At 73.3% G+C, this 15,087-nt stretch carries 18 protein-coding genes; 3 read left to right on the forward strand and 15 right to left on the reverse strand.

The features are described from left to right. Positions 1 to 94: 94 nt before the first annotated feature. Entirely contained in the window at positions 95 to 2,608 is a 2,514-nt protein-coding gene (locus OVN18_RS03660) for an ATP-dependent Clp protease ATP-binding subunit (protein ID WP_267738221.1), read from the reverse strand. A 208-nt stretch (positions 2,609 to 2,816) separates the two neighbouring features. Between OVN18_RS03660 and OVN18_RS03665 the strand changes: the two genes are divergently transcribed. The 3 genes from OVN18_RS03665 (at position 2,817) to OVN18_RS03675 (ending at position 4,744) form a co-directional block, all read left to right on the forward strand. Continuing rightward, positions 2,817 to 3,458, forward strand: coding sequence for a hypothetical protein (locus OVN18_RS03665; protein WP_267782003.1), 642 nt, complete (start codon positions 2,817 to 2,819; stop codon positions 3,456 to 3,458). Then, entirely contained in the window at positions 3,458 to 3,694 is a 237-nt protein-coding gene (locus OVN18_RS03670) for a helix-turn-helix domain-containing protein (protein ID WP_267782005.1), read from the forward strand. The genes OVN18_RS03665 and OVN18_RS03670 overlap by 1 nt, the downstream gene beginning before the upstream one ends. Positions 3,695 to 3,760: 66 nt before the next feature. Further along, complete coding sequence (locus OVN18_RS03675) at positions 3,761 to 4,744, forward strand: pirin family protein (RefSeq protein WP_267782006.1); 984 nt, start codon at positions 3,761 to 3,763, stop codon at positions 4,742 to 4,744. Positions 4,745 to 4,760: 16 nt separating this feature from the next. Here the strand turns inward: OVN18_RS03675 and OVN18_RS03680 are convergent, their stop codons facing one another. The 14 genes from OVN18_RS03680 to folE form a co-directional block, all read right to left on the reverse strand. Beyond that, positions 4,761 to 4,946 carry a hypothetical protein gene (locus OVN18_RS03680; protein WP_407666062.1) on the reverse strand — a complete coding sequence of 62 codons (186 nt, stop codon included), beginning with the start codon at positions 4,944 to 4,946 and terminating at the stop codon, positions 4,761 to 4,763. A 124-nt stretch (positions 4,947 to 5,070) separates the two neighbouring features. Then, complete coding sequence (locus OVN18_RS03685) at positions 5,071 to 5,652, reverse strand: hypothetical protein (RefSeq protein WP_267782007.1); 582 nt, start codon at positions 5,650 to 5,652, stop codon at positions 5,071 to 5,073. 275 nt (positions 5,653 to 5,927) lie between these two features. Continuing rightward, positions 5,928 to 6,467: a GNAT family N-acetyltransferase gene (locus tag OVN18_RS03690; protein WP_324287794.1), complete on the reverse strand. Its 540-nt coding sequence runs from the start codon at positions 6,465 to 6,467 to the stop codon at positions 5,928 to 5,930. 2 nt (positions 6,468 to 6,469) lie between these two features. Beyond that, complete coding sequence (locus OVN18_RS03695) at positions 6,470 to 6,622, reverse strand: hypothetical protein (RefSeq protein ID WP_267782009.1); 153 nt, start codon at positions 6,620 to 6,622, stop codon at positions 6,470 to 6,472. Positions 6,623 to 6,629: 7 nt separating this feature from the next. Next, positions 6,630 to 8,180, reverse strand: coding sequence for a lysine--tRNA ligase (lysS, locus tag OVN18_RS03700; protein WP_267782010.1), 1,551 nt, complete (start codon positions 8,178 to 8,180; stop codon positions 6,630 to 6,632). 133 nt (positions 8,181 to 8,313) lie between these two features. Next, positions 8,314 to 9,204 carry a pantoate--beta-alanine ligase gene (panC, locus tag OVN18_RS03705; RefSeq protein ID WP_407666063.1) on the reverse strand — a complete coding sequence of 297 codons (891 nt, stop codon included), beginning with the start codon at positions 9,202 to 9,204 and terminating at the stop codon, positions 8,314 to 8,316. Positions 9,205 to 9,253: 49 nt separating this feature from the next. Beyond that, on the reverse strand, positions 9,254 to 10,030 hold the full coding sequence (locus OVN18_RS03710) for a Rossmann-like and DUF2520 domain-containing protein (protein WP_267782013.1): 777 nt from the start codon (positions 10,028 to 10,030) through the stop codon (positions 9,254 to 9,256). Then, a complete protein-coding gene (locus OVN18_RS03715) occupies positions 10,027 to 11,799 on the reverse strand; it encodes a PH domain-containing protein (protein ID WP_267782015.1) in 1,773 nt (590 codons plus the stop codon). The genes OVN18_RS03710 and OVN18_RS03715 overlap by 4 nt, the downstream gene beginning before the upstream one ends. Continuing rightward, on the reverse strand, positions 11,796 to 12,281 hold the full coding sequence (locus tag OVN18_RS03720) for a PH domain-containing protein (RefSeq protein WP_267738232.1): 486 nt from the start codon (positions 12,279 to 12,281) through the stop codon (positions 11,796 to 11,798). Before OVN18_RS03720 ends, OVN18_RS03715 begins: the two co-directional genes overlap by 4 nt. Before the next feature lie 28 nt (positions 12,282 to 12,309). Beyond that, positions 12,310 to 12,774: a DUF3180 domain-containing protein gene (locus tag OVN18_RS03725; RefSeq protein WP_267782017.1), complete on the reverse strand. Its 465-nt coding sequence runs from the start codon at positions 12,772 to 12,774 to the stop codon at positions 12,310 to 12,312. After that, a complete protein-coding gene (folK, locus tag OVN18_RS03730) occupies positions 12,771 to 13,274 on the reverse strand; it encodes a 2-amino-4-hydroxy-6-hydroxymethyldihydropteridine diphosphokinase (protein WP_267782019.1) in 504 nt (167 codons plus the stop codon). Before folK ends, OVN18_RS03725 begins: the two co-directional genes overlap by 4 nt. Further along, positions 13,271 to 13,693 carry a dihydroneopterin aldolase gene (gene folB / locus OVN18_RS03735; RefSeq protein WP_267782020.1) on the reverse strand — a complete coding sequence of 141 codons (423 nt, stop codon included), beginning with the start codon at positions 13,691 to 13,693 and terminating at the stop codon, positions 13,271 to 13,273. Before folB ends, folK begins: the two co-directional genes overlap by 4 nt. Beyond that, positions 13,690 to 14,499, reverse strand: a complete 810-nt coding sequence (folP, locus tag OVN18_RS03740) for a dihydropteroate synthase (protein ID WP_267782022.1) — start codon at positions 14,497 to 14,499, stop codon at positions 13,690 to 13,692. Before folP ends, folB begins: the two co-directional genes overlap by 4 nt. Next, positions 14,496 to 15,080 carry a GTP cyclohydrolase I gene (folE, locus tag OVN18_RS03745; RefSeq protein ID WP_267782023.1) on the reverse strand — a complete coding sequence of 195 codons (585 nt, stop codon included), beginning with the start codon at positions 15,078 to 15,080 and terminating at the stop codon, positions 14,496 to 14,498. Before folE ends, folP begins: the two co-directional genes overlap by 4 nt. Between the last annotated feature and the right edge of the window lie 7 nt (positions 15,081 to 15,087).

A 15,087-nucleotide genomic window follows, 5' to 3' on the forward strand; every position in this document is an offset into this window, starting at 1 on the left:
GCGGGGAGCATCCAGGAACAGGCGGCGCCCGGCGGGGACGACGATGCCCCGCCCCCGGCGGACCGGGGGGCGGGGCATTGTGACGTGCTGACGGCTACTCGGCCGCGGGCAGCTCCGGCGTGACCGAGGCGGCTGCGGGGCCGGCCTCGACGGCGGCGACGCCCGCGAGCTCGCGCTGCGTGGTGACGAAGGTGAACTCGCCGTCGACGAAGTCGACCGCCACGTGGTCGCCCGCGTTGAGCGTGCCGTGCAGGATGCGCTCGCTCAAGGCGTCCTCGATCTCGTGCTGCACCGCGCGGCGCAGCGGTCGAGCACCGAGCGACGGGTCCCAGCCGAGCTTGATGAGCTGCGCCTTGGCGGGCGTGCTCACCTCGATCGTCAGGTCGCGGTCCATCATGCGCTCGCGCAGCCGCTTGATGAACAGGTCGACGATCTGCAGCAGCTCGTCCTGGTTCAGCTGCGGGAACACGATCGTCTCGTCCACGCGGTTGAGGAACTCGGGCTTGAAGTGCTTCTTGAGCTCCTCGACGACCTTGCCGCGCATCGCGCTGTAGCTCGCCTCGGTGTTGCCCTGCAGCGTGAAGCCGACGGGGCCGCCCGTGATGTCCTTCGTGCCGAGGTTCGTCGTCATGATGATGACGGTGTTCTTGAAGTCGACCACGCGGCCCTGGCCGTCGGTGAGACGACCCTCCTCGAGCACCTGCAGCAGCGAGTTGAAGATATCGGGGTGCGCCTTCTCGATCTCGTCGAAGAGCACGACGCTGAAGGGCTTGCGGCGCACCTTCTCGGTGAGCTGGCCGCCCTCCTCGAAGCCGACGAAGCCGGGAGGGGCACCGAACAGGCGCGAGACCGTGTGCTTCTCGCCGTACTCCGACATGTCGAGCGCGATCAGGGCGCCCTCGTCGTCGAAGAGGAACTCGGCGAGCGCCTTGGCGAGCTCGGTCTTTCCGACGCCCGTGGGGCCGGCGAAGATGAACGAGCCCGAGGGGCGCTTCGGGTCCTTGAGGCCCGCACGGGTGCGACGGATCGTCTTGGCGAGCACGGAGATCGCCTCCTCCTGGCCGATGACCCGCTGGTGCAGGGCCTTCTCCATGAAGATGAGGCGGCTCGACTCCTCCTCCGTCAGCTTGAAGACGGGGATGCCCGTGGCCTGGGCCAGCACCTCGGCGATGACGCCCTCGTCGACGGTGCCGCCGACGCCGGCCTCGCCCGAGCGCCATTGCTTCTCGAGCCGCAGCCGCTCACCGAGCAGCTTCTTCTCGTCGTCGCGCAGGCTCGCGGCCTTCTCGAAGTCCTGGTTCTCGATCGCGAGCTCCTTGTCGGCGCGCACGCCGGCGATCTTCTCGTCGAACTCGCGCAGCTCGGGCGGCGCGGAGAGGATCGACAGGCGCAGGCGGGCGCCGGCCTCGTCGATCAGGTCGATGGCCTTGTCGGGCAGGAAGCGATCCTGCACGTAGCGGTCGGCGAGGTTGACCGCCGAGACGATGGCGCCGTCGGTGATCGAGACCTTGTGGAACGCCTCGTACTTGTCGCGCAGTCCCTTGAGGATGTTGATCGAGTGCGGCAGCGAGGGCTCGTGCACCTGCACCGGCTGGAAGCGGCGCTCGAGAGCGGCATCCTTCTCGAAGTGCTTGCGGTACTCGTCGAGCGTGGTCGCGCCGATGGTCTGCAGCTCGCCGCGGGCGAGCAGCGGCTTCAGGATGCTCGCCGCATCGATCGCGCCCTCGGCGGCACCCGCGCCCACCAGGGTGTGGATCTCGTCGATGAAGACGATGATGTCGCCGCGGGTGCGGATCTCCTTCGTGACCTTCTTGAGGCGCTCCTCGAAGTCGCCGCGGTAGCGGCTGCCGGCGATGAGCGAGCCGAGGTCGAGCGAGTAGAGCTGCTTGTCCTTGAGCGTCTCGGGCACCTCGCCCTTGACGATGGCCTGCGCGAGGCCCTCGACGACGGCGGTCTTGCCGACGCCGGGCTCGCCGATCAGCACGGGGTTGTTCTTCGAGCGGCGGGAGAGGATCTGCATGACCCGCTCGGCCTCCTTCTCGCGCCCGATCACCGGGTCGAGCTTGCCCTCGCGGGCGGCCTGCGTGAGGTTGCGGCCGAACTGGTCGAGCACCTGCGAGCCCTTGTCGCTGCTGGTGGTCTCGCCGCCGACGGCGACGGCCTCCTTGCCCTGGTAGCCCGAGAGCAGCTGGATGACCTGCTGGCGCACGCGGTTGAGGTCGGCGCCCAGCTTGACGAGCACCTGGGCGGCGACGCCCTCGCCCTCGCGGATGAGGCCGAGCAGGATGTGCTCGGTGCCGATGTAGTTGTGGCCGAGCTGCAGCGCCTCGCGCAGGCTCAGCTCGAGCACCTTCTTCGCGCGCGGCGTGAAGGGGATGTGGCCGGTCGGCTGCTGCTGGCCCTGGCCGATGATGTCCTGCACCTGCTCGCGCACGGCGTCGAGCGAGATGTTGAGCGACTCGAGGGCCTTGGCGGCGACGCCCTCGCCCTCGTGGATGAGGCCGAGGAGGATGTGCTCGGTACCGATGTAGTTGTGGTTGAGCATCTTGGCCTCTTCCTGGGCCAGGACGACGACACGGCGGGCGCGGTCGGTAAAGCGTTCGAACATCTCGGTCTCCTTACGGACGCCAGGCAGGGATTCGGCGCCGATGTAATGAGGGTAACCAGGCGAGGGGCGCAACCCTGCCCCTGTTCGCCGTGGGCGTGAGGGTTCTCGGCGCGCGGTCGGTCGACGAGGGCCGGGGGCTTGCCCGGCGCCGGGCATCCCGCTACCGTATCGATATTCGTTGTTATCGACTACCGATATGGATGCTCCCATGACCGATGCCGTCACCGCCGGCCCGCCCGTGCTCGACCGCCGCGACGCGGCCGTGATGCGGCTGCTCGCCGCGCTCGCCATGGCCGCCGCCGCGGTCTGGCTGATCGGAGCGGCGCTCGCGGTGCTGCTGCCCCTGCTCACCGACCAGGGCCTGCCGAGCGAGCTGCTGCTCGCCGACGGTTCGCTCTCCGCGGTCGGGAGCCTGCCCGAGGGGGTGCGCGCGCTCACCGCGACGGCGGCCGGGGTCACCGTCGACGCCTCGACTCTGTCGGGCGGGGCCGTCGCGCTGCTGCTCGTCGAGGCCGGACTCACGAGCCTCGTCGGCGCGATCGTCTCCGGGTCGATCGCCTACGCGCTGCGGCGCATCGCCCGCGGCGAGGCGTTCCACCGCTCGATGTTCGTCGTCGCGGTCGTCACCGGCTATGCCCTGTCGATCGGCATGATGGTCGCGATCGGATCGGGCGGGCTCGGGCGGATGATGGCGGGCGACGAGCTCAACACCCTGCTGGGCGCCGAGGTCTTCGTCGTCGGGTTCGAGGCCTCGCCGGTGCCGGTGCTCATCGGGTTCGCGGTGCTCGGGCTCGCGGTGGTGTTCCGGCTAGGGGCACGGCTGCAGCGCGAGACGGAGGGTCTCGTCTGATGGCGCCCGCTCCCTCCGATGAGGAGGAGACGGGCATCCACTGCCGGCTCGACGAACTGCTCGAGCAGCGCGGCATGACCCTCACCCGGCTGAGCGAGCTCGTCGGCGTGAGCGTCGTCAACCTCTCGGTGCTCAAGAACGATCGGGCCCGGGCGATCCGGTACTCGACGCTGCGGGCGATCTGCGACGCGCTCGACTGCGAGGTCGGCGAGCTGCTGGTGCTCGACGGGCGGTGACCCGCCGAGCAGCGGAGCGGCAGCAACTCCTGCAGTTCGTCGTTCACGCCGACGTAGGCTGACGACGTGAGCAACCTCGAAGCCGACCCCGACGAGCTGCTCGCCTCGCCCAGCAGCCCGCTCACGCCGGCGCCCCAGCTGCTGGAGCCGCGCGACGTGCCCCTCGGCGGGGTGCGCGCCATGACCGTGCGCCGCACGCTGCCGCAGCGCGAGCGCAGCCTCATCGGGGCGTGGTGCTTCCTCGATCATTACGGCCCCGACGACGTCGACGCGACCGGGGGCATGGTCGTGCCGCCGCATCCGCACACGGGGCTGCAGACGGTGAGCTGGTTGTTCGAGGGCGAGATCGAGCACCACGACTCGACCGGCGCCCACCACCTGGTGCGCCCGGGCGAGCTCAACCTCATGACCGCCGGCCGCGGCATCCAGCACAGCGAGGTCTCGACCCCGGCCGCGCGTCGCCTGCACGGCGCCCAGCTCTGGGTCGCCCTGCCCGACGGCGACCGCGGCATCGCCCCCTTCTTCGAGCACACCGAGCCCTCCCCCGTGCGGGTCGGCGACGCGACGGTGCGCGTGTTCATCGGCGCGCTGCCCGGCGTCGGCGCACCGGCGCCCGCCCGCGTCTTCAGCCCGCTGCTGGGCGCGCAGCTCGACCTGCCGGCCGGCGCCGCGGTCGAGCTGGCGGTCGACCCGTCCTTCGAGCACGGACTTCTGGTGGATGCCGGGCTCCCGTCGCTCGACGGAACGAGCATCCCGGCCCACCGCCTCGCCTACACGGCGCCGGGCCGCACCAGCCTGCGCATCGAGGCCGGAGCGGAGCCGCTGCGCGCCCTGCTCATCGGCGGAGCGCCGCTCGGCGAGTCGATCGTCATGTGGTGGAACTTCATCGGCCGCGACCACGACGAGATCGTGAGCGCCCGGTCGCGCTGGCAGGGCGAGGTCATCGAGGCGAGCCGGGTCAACGAGGTCTTCGGCTCGGTGCCGGGGTGGGACGGGCGGGCGCTGCCGGCGCCGGAGCTGCCCGGGATCCGGCTCAAGCCGCGCGGCTGAGAGCGGCGGCGACCCGCTACTCGTGCGGGTCGGCGGAGAGCTTCTGCGCGCGCGCGACCTCTTCGGCCTCGATATCGGTGTAGGCCTTGCGCTCGGCGCGGTCGGCGCGGATGATCGCGCGCATCGCGAACCAGAAGATCAGGCCCACGACGATCGTCGGCGTGACCGAGAAGATCGCGTTCGCCCAGAAGTCCTCCAGCATGTGCACCAGGATACGTGCGCACGGCTCGACGAGCGCCGCGAGCCCACCGGCCGCCCTCGCGCGGGGCGAGAGCGGGGCGAGAGCGAGGCGAGAGCGAGGAAGCGCCCCGGTGCGACGCCGGGGCTCAGACCCGGGCCGGCCGCCGCCCGTAGAGCAGGCCGAACACGGCGACCGCGGCCGCGGCGAGGCCCGCGAGGCCGAAGACGAGCGCGGCGAGGAGCGGGCCCGCATCGGCCGGGACGGTCGTGGTGGCGACCGCGACCACTCCGCCCTCCTCGGGCAGCGCCAGGGTCGGCAGCTGGAAGTCGCTGCCGGCCACGAGCTCGTTGGCGACGACGATGTCGCCGCGCACCTCCGACAGCGCGCCGCCGTCGGCGACCGCGACGACGCAGTAGGCGCCGTCGGCGACGCGGGCGGTGTCGATGACGGCGGCGAAGGGCTCGCCTCCGGCGACCTCGGTCTCGGTCGAGGCGACGGGCGCTCCGCACTCGCCGAGCGACTGCGGGGCGAGCGAGAGGGTGAGATCGGTCATCCCCTCGCCGTCGACGACGCCCTCGATGCGCAGCTCGCCCGAGACGGTCGACGAGGCGGCCGGCGCCGTGAGCGTGAGCGAGTCGGCGGCCGAGGCCGGGGTCGCGATGAGGAGGGCCGCCCCGCTGAGCAGCAGGGCGGAGAGGACCGCGGGGAGAGCGCGCGTGTGCAGCATTGATCGCCGTTTCGGGTCGGGCGATGTCGCCGACTCACCGTGGGGGAGGAGTCGTCGGCATTCGGGTTCGGGTATCGCCTCGCGGGGTGCGCGCTTCCTCGGCGGGGTGGGCCGGGGCGGCTGGGGGGGCCGCGTGCAGTCCTGCTCGGACGGCTTCATCGTAGGCGCGAGGGCGCGGCCTCGCACGCCCCCGTGGTGGGGTGGACAGCGCGGTCGAGGGCGGGATGCCCCGCACGAGGTGGCCGCGGCCCCGGCCGGGCATCCCGCCCCGCGGATCAGGGCTCGAGCGACCGCGTCATGAACACCGAGAACGGGTCGGGGGCGTAGGAGCCGAAGGGCCCGCACTCGTCGAAGCCCTCGCTCGCGTAGAGCACCCGCGCGGCCGTGAAGTCGGGGGTGCTGCCCGTCTCGAGCCAGAGCCGGGTGATGCCCCGCCCGCGGGCCTCGGCCATGACGTGCTGCAGCAGGGCGCGGCCGACGCCGAGGCGCAGGAAGCCGTCGGCGACGCGCATCGACTTGATCTCGCCGTGGAGCTCAGCCGTCGGCGCCCCCGCCTCGGCCGGCATCGCGCGCAGAGCGGCGAGCCCCGCGAGGTGCCCGTCGATGCGGGCCGACCACAGGGTGACGGATTCCTCGGCGAGGGCCTCGGAGGCGAGGGCGTGGACGCTCTCGGGCGGCGAGAACTCGAGCATGCCGCTGAGGTGGCGCTCGATGAGCGCCCGCACGTCGGGCGCGTGCGGCGAGTCGACCGCGATGAGCAGGGGCGGCCGGGCTGCCGGCCCGTCGGCGCGGTCCGCGCCGGCGGCATCCACCACCGCTAGCCCTTCGCGAGAACGCCGATGAGGCCGCTGATGACCAGGTACGCCCCGACGCCGCCCGCGATCACCCAGACGGCGAGGCGCGTGAACGAGACCTCGCGCTTCTTCTTCTCGGCGTCGCCGGGCAGGGCCAGCTCGTCGTCCTTCGCCATCAGGGCCTCACTTCACCAGGGGGAACAGGATGGTCTCGCGGATTCCGAGACCGGTGAGCGCCATGAGCAGGCGGTCGATGCCCATGCCCATGCCGCCCGACGGGGGCATGCCGTGCTCGAGGGCGGTGAGGAAGGCCTCGTCGAGGCGCATCGCCTCGGGGTCGCCGCCGGCCGCGAGGGTCGCCTGCGCGACGAAGCGCTCGCGCTGCACGACGGGGTCGACGAGCTCGGAGTACGCGGTGGCGAGCTCGAAGCCGCGGATGTACAGATCCCACTTCTCGACCCGGCCCGGCAGGCTGCGGTGCTCGCGCACGAGCGGGCTCGTGTCGAGCGGGAAGTCCATGACGAAGGTCGGCCGCACGAGGTCGCCCTTGATGAAGTGCTCCCAGAGCTCCTCGACGTACTTGCCGGGCAGCGGGTGGTCGATCTCGATGTCGACGGCGTCGGCGAGCTTCTTCAGCTCGCTCATCGGCGTCTCGGGGGTGATCTCGACGCCCGCGGCGGCGCTGAGCGAGTCGTACATGCTCAGGCGATCCCACTGGCCGCCGAGGTCGTACTCGGTGCCGTCGGCCCAGGTCACGACGTGCGATCCGGCCACGGCGACCGCCGCGTTCTGGATCATCTCCTGCGTCAGATCGGCCATCTGGTGGTAGTCGCCGTAGGCCTGGTACGCCTCGAGCATCGCGAACTCGGGGCTGTGGGTGGAGTCGGCGCCCTCGTTGCGGAAGTTGCGGTTGATCTCGAACACCCGCTCGATGCCGCCGACGACGGCCCGCTTGAGGAACAGCTCGGGCGCGATGCGCAGGAACAGCTCGGTGTCGAAGGCGTTCGAGTGGGTGGTGAAGGGGCGGGCGGATGCTCCGCCGTGCATCGTCTGCAGCATGGGCGTCTCGACCTCGAGGTAGCCGTGCTCGGCGAAGGTCGCCCGCAGGCTCGCCACCGCCGCGGCGCGCGCCCGCACCGTGGTGCGGGCCTGCTCGCGCACGATGAGGTCGAGGTAGCGCTGGCGCACGCGGGTCTCGTCGCCCAGCTCGTTGTGCAGGTTCGGCAGCGGCAGGATCGCCTTCGCCGCGATCGACCAGGCGGAGACCATGATGCTCAGCTCGCCGCGGCGGCTCGTGATGACCTCGCCCTCGACGAAGACGTGGTCGCCGAGGTCGACGAACTCCTTCCAGCGGTCGAGGCTCTCCTGCCCCACCTCCGCGAGGCTCACCATGACCTGCAGGCGCTCGCCCTCGCCCGACTGCAGCGTGGCGAAGCACAGCTTGCCGGTGACGCGCGAGAACACCACGCGGCCCGCGAGCGCGACGCGCTCCCCCGTGGCGGTGTCGGGGGCGAGCTCGGGGTGGCGGGCGCGCACGGCCGGGATGGTGTCGGTGACGGCGAGGCCGACGGGGTAGGCGTCGAGCCCCAAATCGAGCATCCGCTGCCGCTTATCGAGCCGCACCTGCTTCTGCTCGGCGATCTCGGCGGCCTGCTCGGCGGCGGTCGGCTCGGCGGTGATCGGCTCGGCGGCGGTCGGCGCCGTGGCGCTCTCGGGCGCGGGGGTCTCGCTCATGCGGGTGGGTCTCCTCGGTCGACGCTCCAGCCTAACGGCGCGCCGCGGCGGGCCGCCGCCGAGGCGGAGCCGAGCGCGAGGCGGACGGGGCGGGCCGGGGTGGGGCGAGCCGAGGCCGGGCGGGGCGACGGCCTCAGCCGAGGACGAGCGTCTCGGTGTCGATGAGCCGCGTCGAGCCGACGCGGGCGGCGACGAGCGCGCGGGCGACCCCGCGGAACTCGTCGGGCACCGGGCGGAAGGTAGCCGGATCGACGACGGCGAAGTAGTCGAGCTCGATGGCGGGCTCTCCCATGAGCACGCCCTGCGCGGCGGCGAGCACGGCGTCGATGCCGCGATCGCCCGCCGACTGGGCGGCCTCGAGCGCGAGCGGGATCGAGCGGGCCGCGCGGCGCTGCCGCTCGTCGAGGAAGGCGTTGCGGCTCGAGAGCGCGAGCCCGTCGTCGGCGCGCACGGTCTCGGCCACCTCGATGCGGGTGCGGATGTCGAGCTCGCGCACCATGCGCTGCACGAGGTGCACCTGCTGGGCGTCCTTCTGCCCGAAGACGGCCGCGTCGGGCTGCACGATGTTGAGCAGCTTCGCCACGACGGTGAGCATGCCGTCGAAGTGCCCCGGGCGCGAGCGGCCCTCGAAGAGACCGCCGACCGCGCCCGCCGTCACGCGCGTCTGCGAGGCGCCGAGCGGGTACATCTCGTCGACCGCGGGGGCGAAGACGATCGTCCCGGGATGCCCGGCGAGCGCCGCCCGATCGCGCTCCAGATCGCGCGGGTACTGCTCGAAGTCCTCGGTCGGGCCGAACTGCAGGGGGTTGACGAAGATCGACACGACGACCTCGTCGGCGATGGCGGCGGCGTGCTCCACGAGCGAGAGGTGCCCGTCGTGCAGGGAGCCCATCGTCGGCACGAGCGCGATGCGACGGCCGGCCGCGCGGGCGGCGTCGAGCCGGGCGCGGAGGTCGGCGATGGTGGTGACGACGTCGGGGTGGATCACGATGCTCGCTGCGCTCCTCGGGGGCGCGACGCGCATCGTCGGGCCTCCCCCAGGCTAGCGGCGCGCGCGGGGCGGGCCGTGCGGCTCAGTCGGCGGAGCCGGGGTCGTCGTCGCCCGGGGCGGACCGCGGCGGGGCATCCATCGCCGTCTCGCCCAGCTCGCTCAGGTCGAGGCTCTCGGCGGCCGGTGATCGCAGCGCGTTCTCGACGGCCGAGCGCACGACCCCGCCGAGCACGCTGCCCGGGTTCTCGACGCCGATGCCGCGCAGCCCGCTCATCGCCTGGGCGACGATCGCGCCCGAGAAGTCGCTCGCCGACTGGATCGCGTCGGCGTAGGCGGCGCGGTGCTCCTCGGCGACGACGACCGGCTCGGCGCCCATCTCGACGACGAGCGCCTGCGCGATCGGCAGCACCGGCGCGGGGGCCGTGACCGCGCACCATGCCTCGCGCAGGCGCACGAGGTCGATCGAGGTTCCGGTGAAGGCGAGCGCGGGATGCACGGCGAGCGGGATGATGCCCGCGGGCCGCGCGGGGTCGAGCACCCGCACCCCGTGCTTCGCCGAGGTGTGCATGACGAGCTGCCCGGGGTGCCAGGCCCCGACCGCGGCGAGGCCGCTCACGAGGCCCGGCAGCTGGTCGTCGGGCACCGCGATGATGACGAGCTCGCTGCGGTCGATGATCTCGGTGACCTCGAGCCAGGGGGCGCCGGGCAGGATGCCCTCGACGCGGTCGCGCTCGTGCTCGCTGCTCGCCGAGATGCCGACGATCGCGTGGCCCGCGCCGGCGAGGGCGGCGCCGAGCACCGGTCCGACGCGGCCGGCGCCGATGATGCCGATTCCGAGGCGGCCGTCGCGGCCGGTCATGCGCCGGGCTCCGGGGGAGCGGGCGGGGCGGCGGGGGCGGGCGCATCGACGGTGGGCGCGGCGGGTGCGGGCGGCGCGGCGGGGGCGGGGGCGGGCTCCGGGCTCGGGGCCCCGGCGGGGGCGGCCGAGCGCCAGCGGTGCGTCGTGTCGGCCTGCGCGGTGCGGATGGCGGCGACGGCCACGGCGTCGAAGAGGGCGAGAGCGGCATCCCGATCGACGGCGCCGATCGCGGGCGTGATCGGACCGGACACCGTGTGCACCGAGACGGCCGCGAGGTTCAGGCGGCGCAGCAGCGGGCCCTGGCGCACCGCGGCCGACTGCATGCGGGGGAACGGCACGATCGTCAGCGCACGCCAGATCGCGCCGGTGCGCAGCAGCACGGCGGGCTCGAGCACGGCGAACCCGTTGCGCGGCTGCGAGAACCAGCGCAGCCATCGCGCCCGACGCGGCGAGTTGACGAAGCCGTCGTCGCGGCCGCGCGACACCATGCCCCGCTCGATGATCGGCTGCAGCTCGACGGTCGCGACCTCGGGCAGAAGCAGGCGCAGCACGGCCTGCACGTCGGCGAGGTCGCCCACGGGCAGGATCGTCGTCTGCTGCTGACCGGCCGCCCCCTGCGCCGAGGAGCGCGAGGCGCGGTTGACGGCGATCTGCCACCATCCGAACGGCCGCCAGAGCAGCGGCTGGCTGACCTTCACCGAGTGGATGCGGCCGGGGGGCAGGGTCTCGTTGGTGGTGGAGAGCAACCCGAAGCCGACCCTGACCCCGTCGGGCGTGGCGGCGATCGAGTACCGCAGCGAGCGGGTGATGCGGGTGACGAGGAATCCGCCGATGCCGAGCACCGCGGGCAGCACGCCGATGATGGCGAACAGCTCACCGGTCGTGACGATCGTGACGATGAGGCCGATGACGACCGCGACGAGGATGAGAGTCGTCTCGCTGAGCAGGGTCGAGCCGATCAGCCGGCCCGGGTGCATGCGCACCACCGAGGCCGGCTCGGCGACGAGGGCCGGATCGAGCTCGGGGGCGAGCAGCTCGCCGACGCGGGTCTCGAGCAGCCCGGCGGGGCCGCCGGGGCCGGCCGGGGCATCCGCCGCCGCTTCGCGTCGCGCGCCCGAGGCGAGGGTCAGGATGTCGCGGCGCAGCGCGTCGGCGTCGCGCGAGCCGAGGTACGACAGCGGCACGTTGGCGTCGTTGCCGGCGACCGAGATCTCGAGCTTCGCGGCCCCGAACAGGCGCGGCACGATCGGGCGGGCGATGTTGATGCCCTGGATGCGATCGAGCCGCCCCTTGCGGTTGGTGCGGAAGAGGATGCCCGACCGGACCTCGACGACCTCGTCGGTGATGCGGAAGGTGTGCAGGCGCCACGACAGCCAGAAGGCGAGCACGCAGAGCAGCAGCACGCCGAGCGTGATGCCGAGGGCGGCGAGCACGAGGTTCTGCTCCACGATGAAGTCGATGGGGTCGCCCTCGAACTCGCGCTCGGCCTCGGGCGAGCCGCCGACGAAGAGCTCGATCGCGCGCTCGCGCAGGTTCGAGATGATCAGACCGATGATGGCGATGAAGGCGATGCCGCCGCGGAACAGCGGCGTCGCCGGGTGCAGGCGGTGCCACTCGCCGTCGGCGAAGTCGGTGACGGCCGCGGCGCGCGCGGCCTGCACGGTGGGCGCGGCGACCGGTGCCGCCGTCGCGGGGGCGGTCGCCGACGGCTCCGCCGCCCGGGAGTCGGGAGCGTCGGCCCCGGGCGGCGCCCAGCCGGGGTCGGTCACAGGCCCGCCCGGCGCGTCTCGGCGAGCGCGACGAGGTGGTCGCGCAGCTGCTCGGCGGTCTCGAGCGGGAGGCCGGGGATGAGCACGCCGCTCGACGCGGCCGCGGTGACGAACTTGAGCTCGGCGAGGCCGACGGCCCGGGCGACGGGCCCGCGGGTGATGTCGACGAGCTGCATGCGGCCGTAGGGCACCGCGGCGAAGCGCTGGAAGAGGATGCCGCGGCGGAACAGCAGGTCGTCCTCGCGCAGCCGGTAGCCGATGGCGCGCACGCGGCGCGGCGTGAAGGCGATCACGAGCAGGAAGACGACGGCGAGGCCGATGCCCAGCACGAGCCACGGCGCGAAGCCGGTCGCCCAGTACGGCAGGAACCCGGCAGCCGTCATGAGCCCGCCGAAGATCACGTACCCGACCACGTCGACGACGATGTACTTCGGCGACACCCGCTGCCACTCGCCCTCGGCCAGCTCGAGTCTCTCGCCCACGTCAACGCTCCGATTCCGGTTCGATGGTTCAGGATGCCGCTGCCGCCGCCTCGTCCTCGGCCTCGTCCTCCGGCGGGAGGCTGCAGAAGTGCTCCGCCACGAGCGCGGCCACCAGGAGCGCGGCGGCCGCCACGAGCATGGCCGCCGCGGTCACGCTCGACCCTATCGGCACGACGGAGCGCGAGAGCAGGTAGACGAGGATTCCTGCGCCGACGCCGGTGAGCAGGGCGGCGCCGAGCGCGCAGGCCTTCGCGAGCACGAGGATGCGCATGGCGTAGAAGGGGTCGACGCGGCGCTCGCCCTTCGCGGCCCGGCGCACCGGCCAGGCGAGGCCGACGAGCGCGGCGGCGATGAGCAGCAGCGCGACGATGAGCGAGACGGGCGGCACGAGAACGGGCCGGCCCTGCATCGCGAGCACGAGGTCGAGCAGGAACGCCCCCGCGACGCCGATGGCGGCGAGCACCACGAGCGGCAGGGGCCGGGTGCGGGTCACGCGGGCGGCTCCTCGTCGGCGGGGGTCGGGGGCAGGGCGGCGAGCAGCTCGGCCACGGCTCCGCGGCCGGCGAGCCGGGCATCCGGCTGCACCTCGAGCCAGGGGGCGAGCACGAAGTCGCGCTCGTGCGCCCGCGGATGCGGCACCTGCAGCTGGTCGCTGTCGATCTCGAGCTCGCCGAAGGCGATGAGGTCGAGGTCGAGGGTGCGATCGCCCCAGCGCTCGTGCCGCTCGCGGCCGTGCAGCTGCTCGATGGCGCGCAGTCCGTCGAGCAGCTGGAACGCGTCGAGCCGCGTGTCGAGCAGCGCGACCCCGTTGAGGTAGGCGGGCTTGCCGGGGTCGGGCCCGTCGAGGGTGACGGCGACGGTGCCGTGCCACGACGAGACGGCGCGGATGCTGCTCTCGGGCAGCGCGTCGAGCGCAGCCACCGCGCTGCCGAGCGTCGCCTCCCGGTCGCCGAGGTTGCTGCCGAGGGCGACGACGGCGAGCGTCGTCGTCATGCGCGGCCCCGCGTGATGGTGACGGAGACGTCGTCGAAGGGCACCGGGATGGGGGCTTTGGGCTTGTGCACCGTCACGGTGACCGCGTGCACGGGCCCGTGGCGCAGGCACAGCTCGGCGATGCGCTCGGCGACGGTCTCGATGAGGTCGACGGGGTCGGCCTCGACGGCCTCGACGATCTCGACGGCGAGGTCGCCGTAGTGCACGGTGCGGGTGATGTCGTCGCTGCCGGCGGCGGGCGCGAGGTCGATCGACAGCTCGACGTCGATGATGAAGGGCTGCCCGTCGCGACGCTCGTGCCCGAATATGCCGTGGTGCGCATGGGCCCGGATCCCGGTCAGGGTCAGGCGGTCGCGCGGCGGCGCGATCGGCGCCGCGTCAGGGTGCTGCGGCTCGACGGGCGGCGGTGCGGCGGTCATGCTGCTCCTCTCCAGGCGGCCCAGACGGCGAGCGCCCGGTCGGTGCCGCGGGCGTCGTGGACCCGCACGGCGGCGACCCCGGCCTCGGCGCACAGGGCACTGAGCACGGCGGTCGGCAGATCGCGATCCTCGACGGGGGCGCCCTCGGGCAGCAGGGCGCCGAGGAACCGCTTGCGCGAGCCCCCGACGAGCAGCGGGTGGCCGAGCTGCGCGATGACGTCGAGGGAGCGCAGCAGCTGCCAGTTGTGCTCCGGCTTCTTGGCGAAGCCGAGGCCCGGGTCGAGCCAGAGGCGCTCGGGGGCGATGCCGGCGGCGAGCAGGGCATCCCGCCGCGCTCGCAGCTCGTCGCGCACCTCGGTGACGACGTCGGCGTACTCGCTCGTCGCATCCCACGCCGTCGAGTGCCCCCGCCAGTGCATCGCGACGAAGTCGACGTCGCGCTCGGCGACGAGCGGGGCCATCGCCGAATCGACGAGCCCGCCGCTCACGTCGTTGACGATGCTCGCGCCGGCGTCGAGAGCGGCCTCGGCCGTCGCCGCGCTCATGGTGTCGATCGAGACGCGGATGCCCGCCTCGGCCAGCGCGCGCACGACGGGCACCACGCGCCCGCGCTCGACGTCGCCCGGCACGCGCTCGGCGCCGGGCCGGGTCGATTCGCCCCCGACGTCGACGACCTCGGCGCCGTCGGCGACGAGCCGGCGCGCGTGGGCGACCGCCGCGAGCGGATCGCCGTACCGGCCCCCGTCGCTGAACGAGTCGGGCGTCACGTTGAGCACCCCCCAGATCTGCGGGCGCTCGGCGGTCATGCCTCGCCCCGGCCGATCAGGGCGAGCACGCCCGCCTGGCGCACGGGGTCGGCGAGCACGCCGCGGGCGGCCACGGTGACCGTGGTGCTCTCGGCGTAGCGCACGCCCCGGGCGGCGACGCAGCCGTGCTTGGCGTCGATGACGACGAGCACTCCGGCCGGCTCGACCGCGGTCTCGAGGGCTGCGGCGACGTCCTCGCCGAGGCGCTCCTGCAGCTGCGGGCGGGCGGAGACGATCTCGACCAGGCGGGGGATGCGGCCGAGGCCGATGATGCGCTCCTCGGGCACGTAGGCGACGTGGGCGACGCCGGTGAAGGGCAGCAGGTGGTGCTCGCACATCGAGCGCAGGGCGATGTTGCGCAGCAGCACGAGCTCGCCGCGCTCCTCGGGGGTGGTCGCCATCTCGGCGCCGTCCATGAGCTCGGGCACGGGGTCGACGCCGACGCCGCCGAAGAAGTCGCGGTACGACTCGGCGATGCGCTGGGGCGTCGTCGCGAGGCCCGGGCGCGCCGGATCCTCGCCGATGGCGGCGAGGATCTCGGCGACCGCCGCCTCGATGCGGGAGGTGTCGATCGGCGTCATCCTCGGA

The sequence above is a fragment of the Microcella daejeonensis genome (genome assembly GCF_026625045.1).
In the GTDB taxonomy this organism is placed as follows: Bacteria; Actinomycetota; Actinomycetes; order Actinomycetales; family Microbacteriaceae; genus Microcella; species Microcella daejeonensis.

What these genes read in the sequence shown, in the direction of transcription:
- folE (WP_267782023.1), bottom strand. Translation starts at nt 15,080, where the DNA reads ATGACGCCGATCGACACCTCCCGCATCGAGGCGGCGGTCGCCGAGATC.
- OVN18_RS03665 (WP_267782003.1), top strand. Translation starts at nt 2,817, where the DNA reads ATGACCGATGCCGTCACCGCCGGCCCGCCCGTGCTCGACCGCCGCGAC.
- OVN18_RS03670 (WP_267782005.1), top strand. Translation starts at nt 3,458, where the DNA reads ATGGCGCCCGCTCCCTCCGATGAGGAGGAGACGGGCATCCACTGCCGG.
- OVN18_RS03695 (WP_267782009.1), bottom strand. Translation starts at nt 6,622, where the DNA reads ATGGCGAAGGACGACGAGCTGGCCCTGCCCGGCGACGCCGAGAAGAAG.
- OVN18_RS03685 (WP_267782007.1), bottom strand. Translation starts at nt 5,652, where the DNA reads ATGCTGCACACGCGCGCTCTCCCCGCGGTCCTCTCCGCCCTGCTGCTC.
- OVN18_RS03680 (WP_407666062.1), bottom strand. Translation starts at nt 4,946, where the DNA reads ATGCTGGAGGACTTCTGGGCGAACGCGATCTTCTCGGTCACGCCGACG.
- OVN18_RS03710 (WP_267782013.1), bottom strand. Translation starts at nt 10,030, where the DNA reads ATGACCGGCCGCGACGGCCGCCTCGGAATCGGCATCATCGGCGCCGGC.
- folP (WP_267782022.1), bottom strand. Translation starts at nt 14,499, where the DNA reads ATGACCGCCGAGCGCCCGCAGATCTGGGGGGTGCTCAACGTGACGCCC.
- panC (WP_407666063.1), bottom strand. Translation starts at nt 9,204, where the DNA reads ATGCGCGTCGCGCCCCCGAGGAGCGCAGCGAGCATCGTGATCCACCCC.
- folK (WP_267782019.1), bottom strand. Translation starts at nt 13,274, where the DNA reads ATGACGACGACGCTCGCCGTCGTCGCCCTCGGCAGCAACCTCGGCGAC.
- lysS (WP_267782010.1), bottom strand. Translation starts at nt 8,180, where the DNA reads ATGAGCGAGACCCCCGCGCCCGAGAGCGCCACGGCGCCGACCGCCGCC.
- OVN18_RS03660 (WP_267738221.1), bottom strand. Translation starts at nt 2,608, where the DNA reads ATGTTCGAACGCTTTACCGACCGCGCCCGCCGTGTCGTCGTCCTGGCC.
- folB (WP_267782020.1), bottom strand. Translation starts at nt 13,693, where the DNA reads ATGACCGCCGCACCGCCGCCCGTCGAGCCGCAGCACCCTGACGCGGCG.